Source organism: Helicobacter sp. MIT 03-1616 (genome assembly GCF_000765685.2).
Classification (GTDB): domain Bacteria; phylum Campylobacterota; class Campylobacteria; order Campylobacterales; family Helicobacteraceae; genus Helicobacter_C; species Helicobacter_C typhlonius.
This window is the reverse complement of record NZ_JROY02000001.1, coordinates 1-14,933: the sequence shown is the minus strand read 5'-3', so window position 1 is coordinate 14,933 and position 14,933 is coordinate 1. Positions and strand designations below refer to the sequence as shown.

Genomic DNA, 14,933 nt, shown 5'->3' with positions numbered 1-14,933 from the left:
TTAGAATCTACCCATTTTTATGCGATAGGATTTTAATGTGAATCTACACCCTTAAATCTCTTTAGTCGCATAGAGTTGAGCACCACAATGAGCGAGCTAAGACTCATCGACAATGCCGCAAAAAGCGGTATTACAAGTCCTGCCACAGCCAATGGCACACTAAGGGCGTTATAGCCAATGCTAAGCATAATATTTTGTTTAATCGTGCCAAAAGTGCTATGTGCTATGCCAAAGGCATTACACAATGTGCTTAATTTATCATCAAGAATCACTACATCGCTACTCAAAATCGCAATATCACTCCCTGCGCCCATAGAAATAGCCACATCACTTTTACTTAATGCCGGGGCGTCATTAATCCCATCACCCACCATTACGAGCACATCTTTTGGGTGATTTTGTTTATAGGATTCTATCCACTCTGCCTTTTGTAAGGGAGATAGAGTGTAAAAAGCCTGTGTAATGCCACACTTTGCGCTTATTTCTTTCACACTTTGTTCCCTATCGCCACTAAGCAAGACGCTCTCCACACCCTTTTTGCGCAGAGATTCTATGAGTTCCCTCGCAAATGGTTTTGGCTCATCATAGAGTTCAAAAACCTCGCATAACACGCATTTATCCCCTTTTTGAATCCCATAGCCAAAAATCATACCTCCGCCAAGATTCAAAATGGGAATATCAAATCCATTTTGCGCGAGAAAGGCGAGATTCCCACCAAAAAGTCGAGATTGGGAATCTACCGCGCTAATGCCTTTGGCATCATATTGCGTAAAATGCTCTAAAGTAAAGTGCTGTGTTTGAGATGCCAAATCTTTATTTGATTCTAAAAACTGCGCGATACCTTCTGCCACAGGGTGCTTACTTAAGCGCACAAATTCCAAAAGCAGCATTTTGTCATACACCCCATTCAAATGGCATTTTTGCACTTTTGGTTCTCCAAGCGTTAAAGTGCCTGTTTTATCAAATACCACAAGTTTTGCCTTTGCAAGACTTTCTAGGAATCTCGCCTCTCTAAAAAGCACATTATGCTTATAAGATTCTCCAATCCCCACCACAGAGGCGATTGGAGTAGCAAGAGCTAATGCACAAGGACAAGCGATAATAATCACAGATATGGCTATCATCAATGCCTTTTCGCTTCCTACATCACCTATAAAATACCACCCTAAAAAGCAGAGTAGGGCAATGCTTAAAATAACACGTGAAAAATATTGCGAAAGACTATTGGCAAGATTTTGAATCTGTGGGCGATGATTGAGCGAGGAGCTTACAAGGGTGATAATATGGCTCATTAGGCTTTGTGAAAACGCTTTGCTTGCAGTATAAAAAATTTGATGATTAAGATTCACATAGCCAGAAAGCACTTCACCACCTTTGCTTATTTCTAAAGGCAAAGATTCTCCACTTATGGCTTTGGTATCAAAAAGTGCATTTTGAGAGTAAAGCACACCATCAACAGCGATTTTTTCTCCAGCGCGAACTAAGATTTTATCTCCTACTTGCACTTCTTCGGGTGTAACCTCACGCGTTGCTCCAGAATCTTCAACTATCATTACGCTTGTAGGCAAAAGATGATTAAGCTTATCAAGGCTGTCTCCAGCATTTTTTCGCGCACGCACTTCAAGGAATTTGCCAATAAGCACGAAGGTAATAATCATACTCACAGATTCAAAATAAGTCTCGCCACTGCGCGTAAGTGCAGCATAAATAGAATAGCCATAAGTAAGCGTAGAGCCAACTGCTACGAGCAAATCCATACCAATAAAGCCATTTTTAAGTCCATAATAGCTTGAGCGATAAAATACCCAGCCAGAATAAAAGAGTGCAGGAGTGCAGAGGACAAAGGAGGCAAGATTGAGTATATCTTTTGCGTCTTCTTGTATGCCTAGAAAATATCCGCTATATTGTGCGATTGCCACCCACATAATATTCATCGTGCAAAAAAGCGCGACAATGACGCGGATATAATATTCTTTCATCTGTGCTTTATCCGCACTTTCTTGAATCCTGCTATCATACACATATGCGTCATAGCCAATTGAGCGAATGAGCGCGATAATCTCGCTTAGGGCAAGTTTGCTTTTATCCCATATAATTGTAGCTTTGTTGTTGGTGTAATTAATTGCTACACTTTCTACACCCTCTGCATTAAGAAGCATTTTTTCATTGAGCCAAATACACGCTGCGCAGTGAATCCCGCTGATAATGAAATGCACTTCGCTAAGCTCCATATCATCTTTTTTCACGCTCTTAACATATTTTTGCGTAAAAGCCTCACTATCAAAGCGCATTAAATCGTTTTTTTGCACCTTTTGTGTGGGCGGAGAGAGGGGCTTAGTGAGTTTGTCATAAAAGCTATCAAGTTGAGAATCTTGGAGTAAAAAATACACGCTTTCGCAGCCATTACAACAAAAATGCAATTCCTTGCCATTTTTATCACAGCGCGTATAAAGTGCACCCGCATCGTATTCAAGCTGACAATGGGAGCAACGCATTTAGCACTCTGCTAGTTCATTGTATAAAGAATCTCGCTCTATGGCAATAAATCCCGCGTCTTTAATCTGGCTCACAAGCTCTTCTTTGCTTAAACCGCCTTTGCTTTTTGCTCCAGCAGCAGATTGGATTGATTCTATTTGGATTGTCCCGTCCATATCATCTGCGCCAAAATCCTGCGCTACAATGGCGAGATTAAGTCCCAAAGTCGCCCAATATGCTTTGATATGTGGGATATTATGGAGCAAGATTCTCGCTATGCTTATAGTTTTTAGAATCTCCTGCCCGGTAGGAAAATCTGTAATGTTTAAAAAGTTATTCTCCTTTTGATACAAAAGCGGAATAAAGGCATTGAATCCCCCCTGCTTGTTTGCTACCTTATCATCTGGGCTTTGAGCTTCGCGCAAACGCAGCATATGGTCGATTCTATGTTTTCTTTGCTCGGTATGCCCAAAAAGCATTGTGGCATTACTCATTTTGCCGAGGCTGTGCCAATATGTGTGAATCTCAAGCCATCTTTTGGAACTTACCTTGCCCTTGCAGATAAAAGCGCGCACCTCTTCATCAAAAATTTCAGCACCGCCTCCGGGCATAGAATCTACGCCCACTTGCACCATATCTTCAAGTACTTTTTGGTAGCCCTTATGTGAGATTCTATCAATATAATCTACCTCCGCGGCAGTAAGTGCCTTTAAATGCACTTGCGGAAGAGCCTTTTTAATCTCTCTAAAAAGCGTAAAATACCAATCATAAGTATAATCTGGATTATGACTGGAGACGATATGAATCTCCTTTGCGCCATTGTTGTAGGCAGTTTGCGCGTGGGTGAGAATCTCATCAATGCTCATAGAATAGGGATTTGGATTTTTGCGTGAGGCTGAAAAGGCGCAGAACTTGCAGACATCGGCGCAAATATTGCTTGGATTAATATGACGATTGTTGTTAAAAAATACCTTTTTTCCATAGAGATTTGTGCGTATGCTTTGTGCCGCCTCTGCTAGAGTAAAAATATCATAATCATAAAGCCTGCTTAGCTCCTCTGCGCTTGGCTCATCGCGCTCTAAGGCTTTTTGTAGTAAATCTTTTGCCATATCTTGCTCCCCAAATTGTATTCAATTCTTTTATTATGTAAAAGCGCGATTGTATAATATGCAATCTTAGAAACTCTTTTACAATAAGATATTGGTAAAAATGGTGTAAATATACGTCTTGCAAGTATGTTATGTGAATGCGATATTGAACTCCAAGAAATTACAGAATCTAAGCCACTTGAAAATGAAAATACCCCAGCTGAAAAAACAGGTATAGACGCGCTTAGCTCCCTCTTTAAGTCTTAATTTAGATGTTGCGCGATACACTCTTGTATTTTTGTCTCCTCTTTTGCCTGTTGCTCACATAAAAGCTTAAGCACTTCACGATAATAATTTCTAGAAAATATTTCTACCTGCAATGGTATTAATCCTTCATTATTGCGCACTGAAGAATCCCCTCCGAGTGCCAAAAGTTGAGCGATGAGATAAGGGTTGCCTTTTTGTGTCAATATATGCAAGGGCGTATCACCATTTTTATTTTTCGCATTCACATCTACACCAAAATCTTTAAGAATATGAAATACACTCATATTGCTTCCGTAGGTTGCATTATATGCAATATGGTGCATTAGTGTATTACCATTTTCATCTTTAGCATTTAAATCAATATCTTCCCCCTTATCCTTTAAGATGATAGGCAATAATTCATAGGATACTCTTTCAAATCCTTTATCAGCAGTATTATCTAGTGCAATTTTTCGCACAAGTGTATAAAACTGCTCTGAAGTAATATCCTCTCGGATTGGTTTGTATAAACGCATAAAGATTCTTTGATTTTGTGCCTTATTTGGAAAAGCCTTTAAAAAGTAACTCAAAAATTCTTGCACATCTTCAAATGCTACCTTTGCCCCTTTATCAAGGAGATATTGCAAACTCAATTCATTAGAAAATGTCATTCTTAAAGAACTTTGCTCTTGGGAAACATCCTCATAAAAATAACTTTTCATGCCCTCATCATCCATTGGCTCAAATCTTTCCCATGTATAATAAACAAGTGGCTTATTTGCCTCTGTTTGATTTGTAATGAGCACTGACAAAGCATTATGACAACCATAGTTTAAGCTTAGATATGTCATAAAATCCCACGCATTATTAAAATATGATATACCCATATTATTAAAATCATCAAGTTCTCCTAGAGTGTCTGGGTAAAATCTATCATAAGGAAATATAGCGAGAGAAAGCACTCTGAGAGCAAGGAGTTCTCTCACACAAAGGCGAGCCTTATTAGAAGGGAGATTCTGACAACTTTGTAAAGTTTTAAGCCAATCGCGTTGCATTGATAAAAGCATATTTTTAAGCTCTTTTTGCCCTATTGCTTGAAGTTGTGGGTTACTTTCAACAAGTGTGGGGATATAATCTTTGACATATTTATAACGTTGTGCCATAAGCGCATCAAGCATAGCAATCTCTTTGTCTTTGCAAATCATTTGTTCTATGGCATTGTGAGCTTTTGTGCAATCAAAACTTGGTGCTTTTATCGGCTCTATATCATCTTTAAGCGTTAAGTCATCATTGAGTGCATTATCAAAGCACACTTCATCACAATTTGCAAAAACTGCCAACGGGTGCTTTCTAAGCTCATCTTTTGCATTTACCCCCAAAGGCAAAATCCACACAAAGACAAAAATATACCAAACCCTCATTAATCTATCTCCTCCATAAAATATAGCAAGATTATAAACTATGAAATTTAATGTTAAAATAAAGAATCTTTCCCATTTTAAGTGTTTCTAATGGAGTTTATTTTATAATTTCACTTACTTTTAATAAAATGAATATTACATTCAAAGGGCATACTTATGAGCTTTACACATCTTCATCTTCATACCGAATACTCCTTACTTGATGGCGCAAATAAAATTAAATTCCTAGCTAAACGCATTCGTGAATTAGGTATGGAATCTGTTGCGATTACTGACCACGGCAATATGTTTGGTGCGCTTGATTTTTATGTAAGTATGAAAGAAGAGGGGCTTAATCCCATTATCGGTATGGAAGCCTATCTGCATAATGGCGATACACTCGGTGATAAAACAATCAAACAGCGATTCCATCTCTGCCTCTTTGCCAAAAATGAAATAGGTTATAAGAATCTAATGTATCTCTCCTCACAATCTTTTATTGAGGGATTTTATTACTATCCTCGTATTAACAAAGCTTTACTAAGAGAGAGGAGCGAAGGGCTTGTTTGCTCTTCAGCCTGCCTACAAGGCGAGATAAATTGGCAGCTTAATATCAGCAATCAACGCAATGTGCGATTTGGAGCAAAAGGTTATGAAGTAGCCAAAGAAGTAGCATTAGAATACAAAGATATTTTTGGTGAAGATTTTTACCTTGAGCTTATGCGACACGGCATTAACGACCAACTTTTCATTGATGAGCAGATTCTAAAGCTTGGCAGAGAGCTTGATATTAAAGTGATTGCGACAAATGATACGCATTATTCTTTACAAGAAGATGCAAGTGCGCAAGAAGTAGCAATGTGTGTGGCAATGGGTAAAACATTTAACGACAAAGATAGACTAAAACATTCAGTTAAAGAATTTTATGTTAAATCCCCGCAGGAGATGCAAAAGCTCTTTTGTGATGTGCCTGAAGTGCTAGAAAATACGCAAGAAATTGCGCAAAAATGCCGACTTCATTTAGATTTGAAAAATATTGAGATTAAAAACAAACATACAGGTGAGATACTATTAAAAAATACTCCAGCAACCCCTCCTACTTTTAAACATACCACAAATTATGCACTCAAAGAAAATTTGCCACAGATTCTTAATTGCTCTTTAGAATCTATTGATGATGCAGTGTATTTCGCCTTTAAATGTCGTCAAGGGCTAGAGGAGCGACTTAAACATATCCCCACAGAATCTCACCCTATGTATAAAAAACGTCTAGAACACGAGATAGAAGTGATTAGTTCAATGAAATTTCCCGGCTATATGCTCATCGTGTGGGATTTTGTCAATTTTGCAAAACAAAATCATATCCCTGTTGGACCCGGACGTGGTTCAGCAGCAGGAAGCCTTGTAGCGTATTCACTTAAGATTACAAATATTGACCCGCTTAAATATGATTTACTTTTTGAGCGATTTTTGAATCCCGAGCGGGTAAGTATGCCCGATATTGATATGGATTTTTGCCAACGCAGACGCGGCGAGATGATAGAATATGTAGCAAATACTTATGGCAAGTTTAATGTCGCACAAGTTATTACCTTTGGTTCGCTCCTTGCAAAAGGTGTGATACGAGATGTCGCACGTGTGCTTAATATGCCCTATAATGATGCTGATGCTTTTGCAAAACTTATCCCAGCAGAGCTTGGTATCACCCTTACAAAACACATAGGTAAAGATGGTAAAGAAAAAGATGGTGCGTGGGAAAAAGAGTCGAGGATTAAAGAACTTGTAGAGAAAAGTCCTTTAGCAAAACAAGTATGGGATTATGCTTTGTTGCTTGAGGGATTAAAACGCAATGCCGGCACACACGCTGCTGCTATTGTGATAGATTCAAAAGAAGAACTATGGCATAAAGTCCCTCTTTATACAAATGATAAAATGAATGGTGTCGCTACGCAGTATTCTATGAATTGGCTTGAGCCTGTGGATTTAATTAAATTTGACTTTTTAGGACTTAAAACGCTCACTGTAATTGATGATGCAATTAATCTTATTAAAAAGCGATACGAAAAAGAAATTGACTTTAGCACAATGGAAATGGACGATTACAAAGTCTATGAAACAATCCAAAGTGGCAATACGCTCGGATTATTCCAAATAGAATCTGAAGGTATGCAGGCAATAGCAAAAAGGCTCAAACCAAGCAATTTTGAAGATGTGGTGGCAATGATTTCCCTCTATCGTCCCGGACCTATGGATCTTATTGATGATTTTATCGCTCGTAAGCACGGATTAGTAAAAATTGAATATCTCATAGACGCGCTAGAGCCGATTTTAAAGCCCACTTATGGCGTGATTGTCTATCAAGAGCAAGTAATGCAGATTGTGCAAACTATTGGTGGATTTTCTCTTGGAGGAGCAGATTTAGTGCGCCGTGCTATGGGAAAAAAGAAGCTTGATGAAATGTTGAGATTAAAAAAGGAATTTGCTGATGGCGCGCAAAAACAAGGCTATAATCGCGCTAAAGCAGAGGATTTATGGGAACTTATTGTGAAGTTTGCCGGCTATGGATTCAATAAATCTCACGCTGCAGCCTATGGAATGATCACCTATCAAACCGCATTTTTAAAAACATATTATGAGCACGAATTTATGGCAGCTATGCTCACAAGTGAAACAAACAAAATAGAATCTGTGGCAAAGTATATTGATGAAGTAAAATCACTTGGTATTGAGATTGTGCCTCCACATGTAAATATCTCTGAAAACAATTTTGGTGTGGGTGAATTTGATGGAGTGAAAAAAATCATTTTTGGACTAAGCGCCATTAAAGGGCTAGGCGATGCACCTATTGAAAATATCATACAAGAGCGTGAAAAAAATGGTGCATACAAGAGTTTGGAAGATTTCATCGCGAGAGTAGATTTTTCTAAGCTCACAAAACGTTCTTTAGAGCCACTTATTAAATCCGGAGGATTGGATAATCTAGGCTACTCGCGTAAAAGTATGCTTGAATATATAGATATACTCTGTGATAAAGGGCGAGAAAAAACTAAAGCGCAAGAGATGGTGCATAACTCACTCTTTGGTGAGGGTGAAGTAGAGATTAATATATATTTGCCTATCACTCATAAAGGTGAATATGATATACGCACTTTGCTTGATTATGAGTATGAATGTATGGGAATCTATATATCGGGACATCCTCTTGATGACTTTAAGGAACAGATACAAAAGATTAAGGGTATGGCTAAGAGTATGGATTTGGAAGAATTAAAGGTAGATTCTACTTGTATGCTTGTGGGAAAAATATTGAATATTAAGCGTAGGATTAGCAAAAAAAGTGGCAAACCTTTTGGCACAATCGACTTCTTAGATTATGGTGGGAAAGTTGAAATAACGGTATTTGAAAAACACCTTGAAACACTTGAAAATCTTGATTTGCAAGAACCTTTAGCATTAAAATGTAAAATAGAGGAAAGGGAAGAAAGCTCAAGTTTTAGAATCTTAAAAATTTTTACACTCGAAGAAGCAGCAAAAGAAAAGATGCGCGTAGAATTTAAAGCTTCGAATATAGAAGAGGAAGAGATTGTCCCCATTGATATGAAGCCTACTGAAATTGATACCTGCACGCCTTTATGCCTTGTGCTGGATTCAAGCTGTGTGGCAAGTGGCATTTTGGATAGAATCAAGGAACATTCGCAAAATGTTAGGGGTGAGCGTGAGCTGCATTTAAGAATTAAGAGCGATAATTTTGGTTATACTTTTGTGAGCAATCTTAAGGTGCATTCGAGTATTAAACATACATTGAATGAGCTTGAATGGTGCGAATAGAAAAAAGGAGTTGTAATGAAAAAATATTTTTGGCTTTTAGGTTTATTTATGATAGGCTGTGGAAATGCGCAGAATGTGGATATTTCAGGCACTTGGTATTTGCAAACGCTTAGTAATAATGGCAGACAAATCAATGTGAGTGCGAGTGAAAGCGGTGCGTTTGTGAGTTTTGAAAATGGTAAAGTAAGTGGTAATGCTGGGTGTAATCAATTTTTTGCGAGTTATACATCAAGTGGGAATGCGATACAATTCTCTAAAGCTGGAATGACGCGTATGATGTGCGCTAATGAGAGTATGGCAGTGGAGGATAGCCTCATCAAGGTATTGAACGATGGCACAAGTCAAATGAGCGCAAGTCATAATGAACTTATTTTGCAAAAAGGCGGAGTGCGGGCAGTTTTTAGCCGATAATGCTTAGGATTTTCAAGGCAAGATGTTGTTGCGTGAGGTTTTGAATGAGATTTAAAATCTCGCTACAAAAGCTTAGATTCACACATTGCGTATCAAAATAGAAATATTCTAATTTTTTCTCAAAATTACTATGCACTCCCTATGAGATGTGTAAGGGAATTGGTCGAAAAGCCCAAAGCGGAAGATTCTATGTGTCTTGCATAGAATCTGCATATCACTTAAAAGTGTGGTGGGATTGCACGAAATATAAATAATCGTGCTAAAGTCTCGCAAAAATGTCAAAATCTCCACATCATTCACACCGCTACGAGGTGGGTCGATAAGCACACAATCAAAGCAAAAACTATCCAAATCAATATCTTTTAAACGAAAAAATGCCCTCTCCCTGCGCAGAGCCTGTAAAGTCTCGTGCGCATTAAGCCTAGAGGGATAAATGTTTGAAATATGATTTTGTGCCATATTGACTTGAAGCTGCTTAATAGCCGACTTTACCACTTCGGTGGCAAGGACTTTGTGAAAGTATGCAGCAAGGATAAGCGTGAAATTTCCGCTCCCGCAATACAGCTCCAAAGCATCGTAACGCGTGTGAGGATAGAGGCTTTGCAAAGAGGTTGCGACAAATTCGAGCATTTTAATATTTATAAAGGGATTTGGTTGGCTAAAAGCCCCCTCCTGCTTTAAATACAAAAGATTATGTGTATTGTTGCAGAGGCTTATAGATTCACAAATTGCGCTTTCCCCTAGAATCAAGGCTTGATTTTTACTGCGTCCAATAATGTGTATGGGCGTATTGAGCGCGTTTGTAAGCGCGCTTTGTAGCTCGCGTGCATTTTTTTCCCACACTGCATCTAAATGTTTGTGATAAATCAATGTGATAATGACTTCCTCGCTTGTGCCATTTATGTTGTGTGCATTGATAATCTGCCCTATCTGGGTTGCATTTGAAAAACCACACAGCAAATTACACGCATAAATTTTTGACTTGAGCATTTCTTTTGTATTGATAAATTCACATAAAAGTGGCATAAGATTCTGTAAGATGGGGCGTAAAATTGTGCAGGTATTGATTGGCACTTTATGTGGGGCTTGCGAGGCGTTCATCATAGCAAAGCTTAGGTTGCTGCCCTCATAAAAAAAGCGCATTTCGCTCCGCGCCCTAAAGCCACTCTCTGGTGATAAAAATACTTCAATATTGCCATTGGTGTTGGCAGATTCTAAAAATGGTTCAAATTCTTCTAAGGTGCGCTTATATTTGCCTTGAAGATGCTCTGTGTAGCTTTGAGTAAAATTATCACAACCCCCGCAGATTCCAAAATAGCGACACTCCATACACAAACTTTAGAATCTAAGCTACTTAAAGCCCTGCACGAGATTGCCAACGAGGAGATTCCACCCGTCTATAAGCACAAAGACAAGCACTTTAAATGGGAGTGAAATCATTACCGGTGGGAGCATCATCATACCCATTGCCATAAGCACGGAGCTAATCACCATATCAATTACTAAAAATGGCAGATATAGCAAGAATCCAATCCAAAACGCGGTTTTAAGCTCACTAATCATAAAAGCGGGTATAAGCACACTCAGTGGCACATCATCTACGCTTTTAGGATTTTCAAGGTGGCGGATTCTAAAGAATAGGGCTAAATCTTTCTCACGCGTGTTTTTAATCATAAAGTCCTTAAAGGGCACGATAGCTCGTTCAAATGCTTCATCATAGGAGATTTGCTTCTCACTATAAGGTTTAATGCCAACCTCATAGCTTTTACTTACCACCGGTTCCATAATAAAAAATGTAAGAATGAGTGCAAGGCTTACGAGAATCTGCGTGGGTGGGGACTGCTGTGTGCCAAGCGCGGTGCGTAAGAAAGCAAAGACAATGATAATGCGCGTGAAGCTTGTCATCACGAGTATGAGCGAGGGCGCAATCACAAGCAATGTGATGATAAGGACAATGTTGAGAGTAGCTACAAGCTCGGTAGGCTCTTGAGGTGCGGTGAGAGATAAATCCACAGAGGGCAAAACAGGGTTACTTGGTGGGAGCTGCGCGGGTGCGATTTGTGATAGCTCGGGAAGCACCGGGGAAGCTGGTGTATCGGCTTGAGCGCACACACACGCAAGGCATACAAAAATCCATAAAAGTCTCTTCACATTCGCTCCACATTCATTATGAGTATTTAAAGAGAGGGATTATAAATTTTTGTGTGTTAAAATTACATAAAATAAGGCAAATTTATTTCTAAGGAAAGATAATGAGTGTATCAGTGGTGATTCTCGCAGCCGGAGCTGGAACGCGTATGAAGTCGCAAACACCAAAAGTGCTTCATAGAATCTGTGGTAAGGAGATGCTTTTTTATAGCATTGATGAGGCGTTGGAGTTAAGTGATGATGTACATATCGTGCTTTTTCACCAAAAGGATTTAATCAAGGATAGGGTGCTTAAACATTATGGAGATTCGCACAAAAATGGTGTATTGCATTTTCATATCCAAGATTGTGAAAATTTTCCCGGCACGGGTGGTGCGCTTATGCAGGGTGCAAATCTTGTAAAGGGCAGAGATTTAGAATCTTCGCGCAAATCTAGCCCAAAGCAGCTTTTTACCTGTAAATACGATGAGATTCTTATCCTTAATGGCGATATGCCCCTTGTGCGCGCTCAAACGCTTAAGAATCTATGTGAGCCAAATGCACCTATTGTAATGAGTATATTGCATTTATCTTGCCCAAATGGCTATGGGCGGGTGCTTATAAAAGAGGGCAAAATGCAAAAAATTATCGAGCAAAAGGACGCAAGTGCGCAGGAATTACTTATACAAGATGTCAATGCTGGTGTGTATAAAATCAAAAAGAACATTTTGCAGGATTACCTTCAACGACTAGAGAACACAAACGCGCAAAAGGAGTTTTACCTCACCGATGTGATTTCTTTTGCCACGCAGGATAATGTGGAGATAAAGGCTTTGCAAGTGAATGAAGAGGAATTTATGGGGGTAAATTCCAAGTCTCAACTCGCCGCCGCGCAAGAGGTAATGCTTCATCGCTTGAGAGAGGCGGCAATGGAGCAGGGTGTGATTATGCACCTGCCACATACGATTTATATAGAATCTGCTGTGCGTTTTTTGGGCGAGTGTATTATCGAACAAGGTGTGCAAATAAGTGGGGAATGCGAGATTAAAGATTCACATATTAAAGCCCATAGCATTATAGAATCAAGCATTATAGAATCAAGTGATGTAGGACCTTTGGCGCATATCCGCCCAAAAAGTCGTATTAAGGATACGCATATTGGTAATTTTGTTGAAACAAAGGCAAGCGTGCTTAATGGTGTGAAAGCCGGGCATTTGAGCTATTTGGGGGATTGTGAAGTAGAATCTGGAAGCAATATTGGCGCAGGATTTATTACTTGCAACTATGATGGCAAGGGCAAACATAAGAGTATTATTGGTAAAAATGTCTTTGTAGGTAGCGATGTGCAGCTTGTCGCGCCTGTGAAAATCGCCTCCAATGTGCTTATTGGTGCGGGAAGCACGATTACAAAAGATGTCAATGAGGGCGATTTGGTGCTTTCACGCGTCCCACAAAAGCACATACCCAATGGATTTTTTAAATTTTTTGGTAAAAAGGATTCTTAAATGAGTAAGATTTTGCTGAATGGCAAGGATTATGAGTTAGTCGCAAATTGCACACTTTTAGCACTCATTGAGCATTTGGGTATAGCGCATAAGGCAATGGCGATAGCAATTAATACGCAGGTGATAAAAAAGCCATTGTGGGAAAGCTATGTATTGCAAAATGGTGATGAGGTTGAGATTTTAGATTTTGTAGGTGGCGGTTGATGCGTTTTTTGGCGGTTGTGTGCGTTTTATGTATAGGGGTTTTTGCCTGCACAGGGGATTGCAAAGCTTGTCATCAAAAGCTTGATTATACAAAAGACAGCCGACATAGCCCTATGGCGGTTTGCAAGACTTGCCACACTGATGAGAAAATGGCGCAAATTGATATGGGTGCGTGTGGCGCGGACTGCTTTGCCTGCCACGATATGAAAAAAATCCAAGCTCCCAAAATAGCCAAAGACCATACTATGCTTAATGCGTGTATGCAATGCCATTTGCAGCTTTCTTCCTCGCCCTTTGATAGTGGCATAAATGTGTTTGAAAAGGGCATAAAAAGCTTTAGCGATAAGCTTTTACTCAAGTGAAAATATCTCATTTATGTGGGTTTGGTGTGCAGGATTAGAAAGTAGCCCCTGCTTATATTTGGCACGATTCTACAACTAATATTTTAGAATCCCACACAAGCATTCATCATTTTGTCATAACCCTGCAAGGCTTTTGTGATAAATGCCTTGTCGTGACTTATGAGTAGCGTTTCAAAATTATTTTCGAAAGCATTTTTGCTCCAATTTGCCGAGCCGATGATAAGCGTATCTCTATCGATAATTGCCATTTTTTGGTGCATAATGCCAAAATGCTTTTTACCCTTTGCGCGCACACCGCTAAGGAGGCACACCGAGATGTTGTTGTATTTGGCAAGGTAGCCGATTGTAGAAGATTTGTTGTTGGCATTACTTTCCTTATCGTAGATGATATGGACTTGCACACCCCTTTTGGCACTATCCCGCAAAATTTTAGCAATGTCATTATGCGTGAAGCTATAAATGCTGATTTTTATCTCACTTTGCGCGTTTTGCAAAGCATTTTTGAGCGTGTTAAGTGCCTTGTCCTGCTCGTAGGGTAGCATATAAAAACTATCTGCTCCAAAGGCACTAAGCCCACAAATCCACACAAAAACGCAAGAGGTAAGCAATTTTGTTAATTTTTGCCTCATTTTATTCCTTTTATAGTATCGATTTGGCTATAATTTTAGGATTCTATTATAAAAAAGCAATAAAGCGCGGGAGTTCCTAATGAAATTTTTGCTGATTAATACTAATCAAATTGTCCAAAAGCTCGTTGAAATCACAGCCAAAAAGGCGGGAGCAAAGATTACAAGCATTACCGAATCAAGCAAAATGGGGGATTTGACACAATATGATTATGTGATTATTGATGATGATTGTTTGTTGTTAGATGAGCAAACTTACATTGATAGCCTTAAAGACAAGCATAAATGTCTTATCTACAATAAGGGAACTAAGCGCATTGAGGGCTTTGACGACTATATACAAAAGCCATTTTTACCAACGAGTATTTTAGATATTTTTACCGAGCAATTAAAGAAAAATGCGCATATCGCAGACGAGGAGAGTGATCTGCTTGCTGGAGAGGATATAAGCCTTGATAATCTTGATGATAGCCTAGACAAGATTGATTCGCTCCTTGCCGAGGAAGATTCACTTGATGAGCCGACAAAGACAGATATAAGCATAGAGGACAAAACAAACGATGATATATTAGGCGATGAGGAATTAGGCGCAGATGTGGCAGAGGATTCTATTACAGATGAAGCCACAGCAGAAGATGATAAATCAAGTGAATCTACTGAA

The 14,933-nt window shown here is 39.1% G+C and carries 12 protein-coding genes and 1 pseudogene; 7 read left to right on the top strand and 6 right to left on the bottom strand.

All coding sequences use genetic code 11. The features are described from left to right. Nucleotides 1–32: 32 nt before the first annotated feature. Both LS67_RS00065 and mqnE read right to left on the bottom strand, forming a co-directional pair. On the bottom strand, nt 33–2,495 hold the full coding sequence (locus LS67_RS00065) for a heavy metal translocating P-type ATPase (protein WP_034327619.1): 2,463 nt from the start codon (nt 2,493–2,495) through the stop codon (nt 33–35). Further along, nucleotides 2,496–3,584, bottom strand: coding sequence for an aminofutalosine synthase MqnE (mqnE, locus tag LS67_RS00060; protein WP_034327621.1), 1,089 nt, complete (start codon nt 3,582–3,584; stop codon nt 2,496–2,498). It abuts the gene before it with no gap. Nucleotides 3,585–3,674: 90 nt separating this feature from the next. Here mqnE and LS67_RS10215 point away from each other — a divergent pair, with 90 nt between their 5' ends. Continuing rightward, a complete protein-coding gene (locus tag LS67_RS10215; protein ID WP_422652288.1) occupies nt 3,675–3,830 on the top strand; it encodes a hypothetical protein in 156 nt (51 codons plus the stop codon). Here LS67_RS10215 and LS67_RS00050 read toward each other — a convergent pair. Further along, nucleotides 3,827–5,230: an ankyrin repeat domain-containing protein gene (locus tag LS67_RS00050; RefSeq protein ID WP_052099892.1), complete on the bottom strand. Its 1,404-nt coding sequence runs from the start codon at nt 5,228–5,230 to the stop codon at nt 3,827–3,829. The genes LS67_RS10215 and LS67_RS00050 overlap by 4 nt on opposite strands. Before the next feature lie 156 nt (nt 5,231–5,386). Between LS67_RS00050 and dnaE the strand changes: the two genes are divergently transcribed. Next, nucleotides 5,387–9,037, top strand: coding sequence for a DNA polymerase III subunit alpha (gene dnaE / locus LS67_RS00045; protein ID WP_034327623.1), 3,651 nt, complete (start codon nt 5,387–5,389; stop codon nt 9,035–9,037). Between the two features lie 15 nt (nt 9,038–9,052). Next, nucleotides 9,053–9,448 (top strand): META domain-containing protein, encoded by a 396-nt coding sequence (locus LS67_RS00040; RefSeq protein WP_034327625.1) that lies wholly within the window; start codon nt 9,053–9,055, stop codon nt 9,446–9,448. A gap of 108 nt (nt 9,449–9,556) precedes the next feature. On the opposite strand, the gene LS67_RS00035 is transcribed toward LS67_RS00040, so the two are convergent. Continuing rightward, nucleotides 9,557–10,777, bottom strand: coding sequence for a tRNA (uridine(54)-C5)-methyltransferase TrmA (locus LS67_RS00035; protein ID WP_034327627.1), 1,221 nt, complete (start codon nt 10,775–10,777; stop codon nt 9,557–9,559). Between the two features lie 21 nt (nt 10,778–10,798). Continuing rightward, nucleotides 10,799–11,506 (bottom strand): flagellar type III secretion system pore protein FliP, encoded by a 708-nt coding sequence (gene fliP, locus LS67_RS00030; RefSeq protein ID WP_034327641.1) that lies wholly within the window; start codon nt 11,504–11,506, stop codon nt 10,799–10,801. Nucleotides 11,507–11,700: 194 nt separating this feature from the next. Between fliP and glmU the strand changes: the two genes are divergently transcribed. The 3 genes from glmU to LS67_RS00015 are packed head-to-tail and all read left to right on the top strand — an operon-like array spanning nt 11,701 to nt 13,646. Further along, on the top strand, nt 11,701–13,080 hold the full coding sequence (gene glmU / locus LS67_RS00025) for a bifunctional UDP-N-acetylglucosamine diphosphorylase/glucosamine-1-phosphate N-acetyltransferase GlmU (RefSeq protein ID WP_034327628.1): 1,380 nt from the start codon (nt 11,701–11,703) through the stop codon (nt 13,078–13,080). Beyond that, on the top strand, nt 13,081–13,284 hold the full coding sequence (thiS, locus tag LS67_RS00020) for a sulfur carrier protein ThiS (protein ID WP_034327629.1): 204 nt from the start codon (nt 13,081–13,083) through the stop codon (nt 13,282–13,284). Then, nucleotides 13,284–13,646: a hypothetical protein gene (locus tag LS67_RS00015; protein WP_034327631.1), complete on the top strand. Its 363-nt coding sequence runs from the start codon at nt 13,284–13,286 to the stop codon at nt 13,644–13,646. Before thiS ends, LS67_RS00015 begins: the two co-directional genes overlap by 1 nt. Before the next feature lie 83 nt (nt 13,647–13,729). Here the strand turns inward: LS67_RS00015 and LS67_RS00010 are convergent, their stop codons facing one another. Beyond that, a complete protein-coding gene (locus LS67_RS00010) occupies nt 13,730–14,275 on the bottom strand; it encodes a phospholipase D-like domain-containing protein (RefSeq protein ID WP_034327633.1) in 546 nt (181 codons plus the stop codon). A gap of 79 nt (nt 14,276–14,354) precedes the next feature. On the opposite strand from LS67_RS00010, the pseudogene LS67_RS00005 reads away from it, so the two are divergent. Then, nucleotides 14,355–14,933 (top strand): annotated as a pseudogene (locus tag LS67_RS00005) (hypothetical protein); the annotation flags it as partial.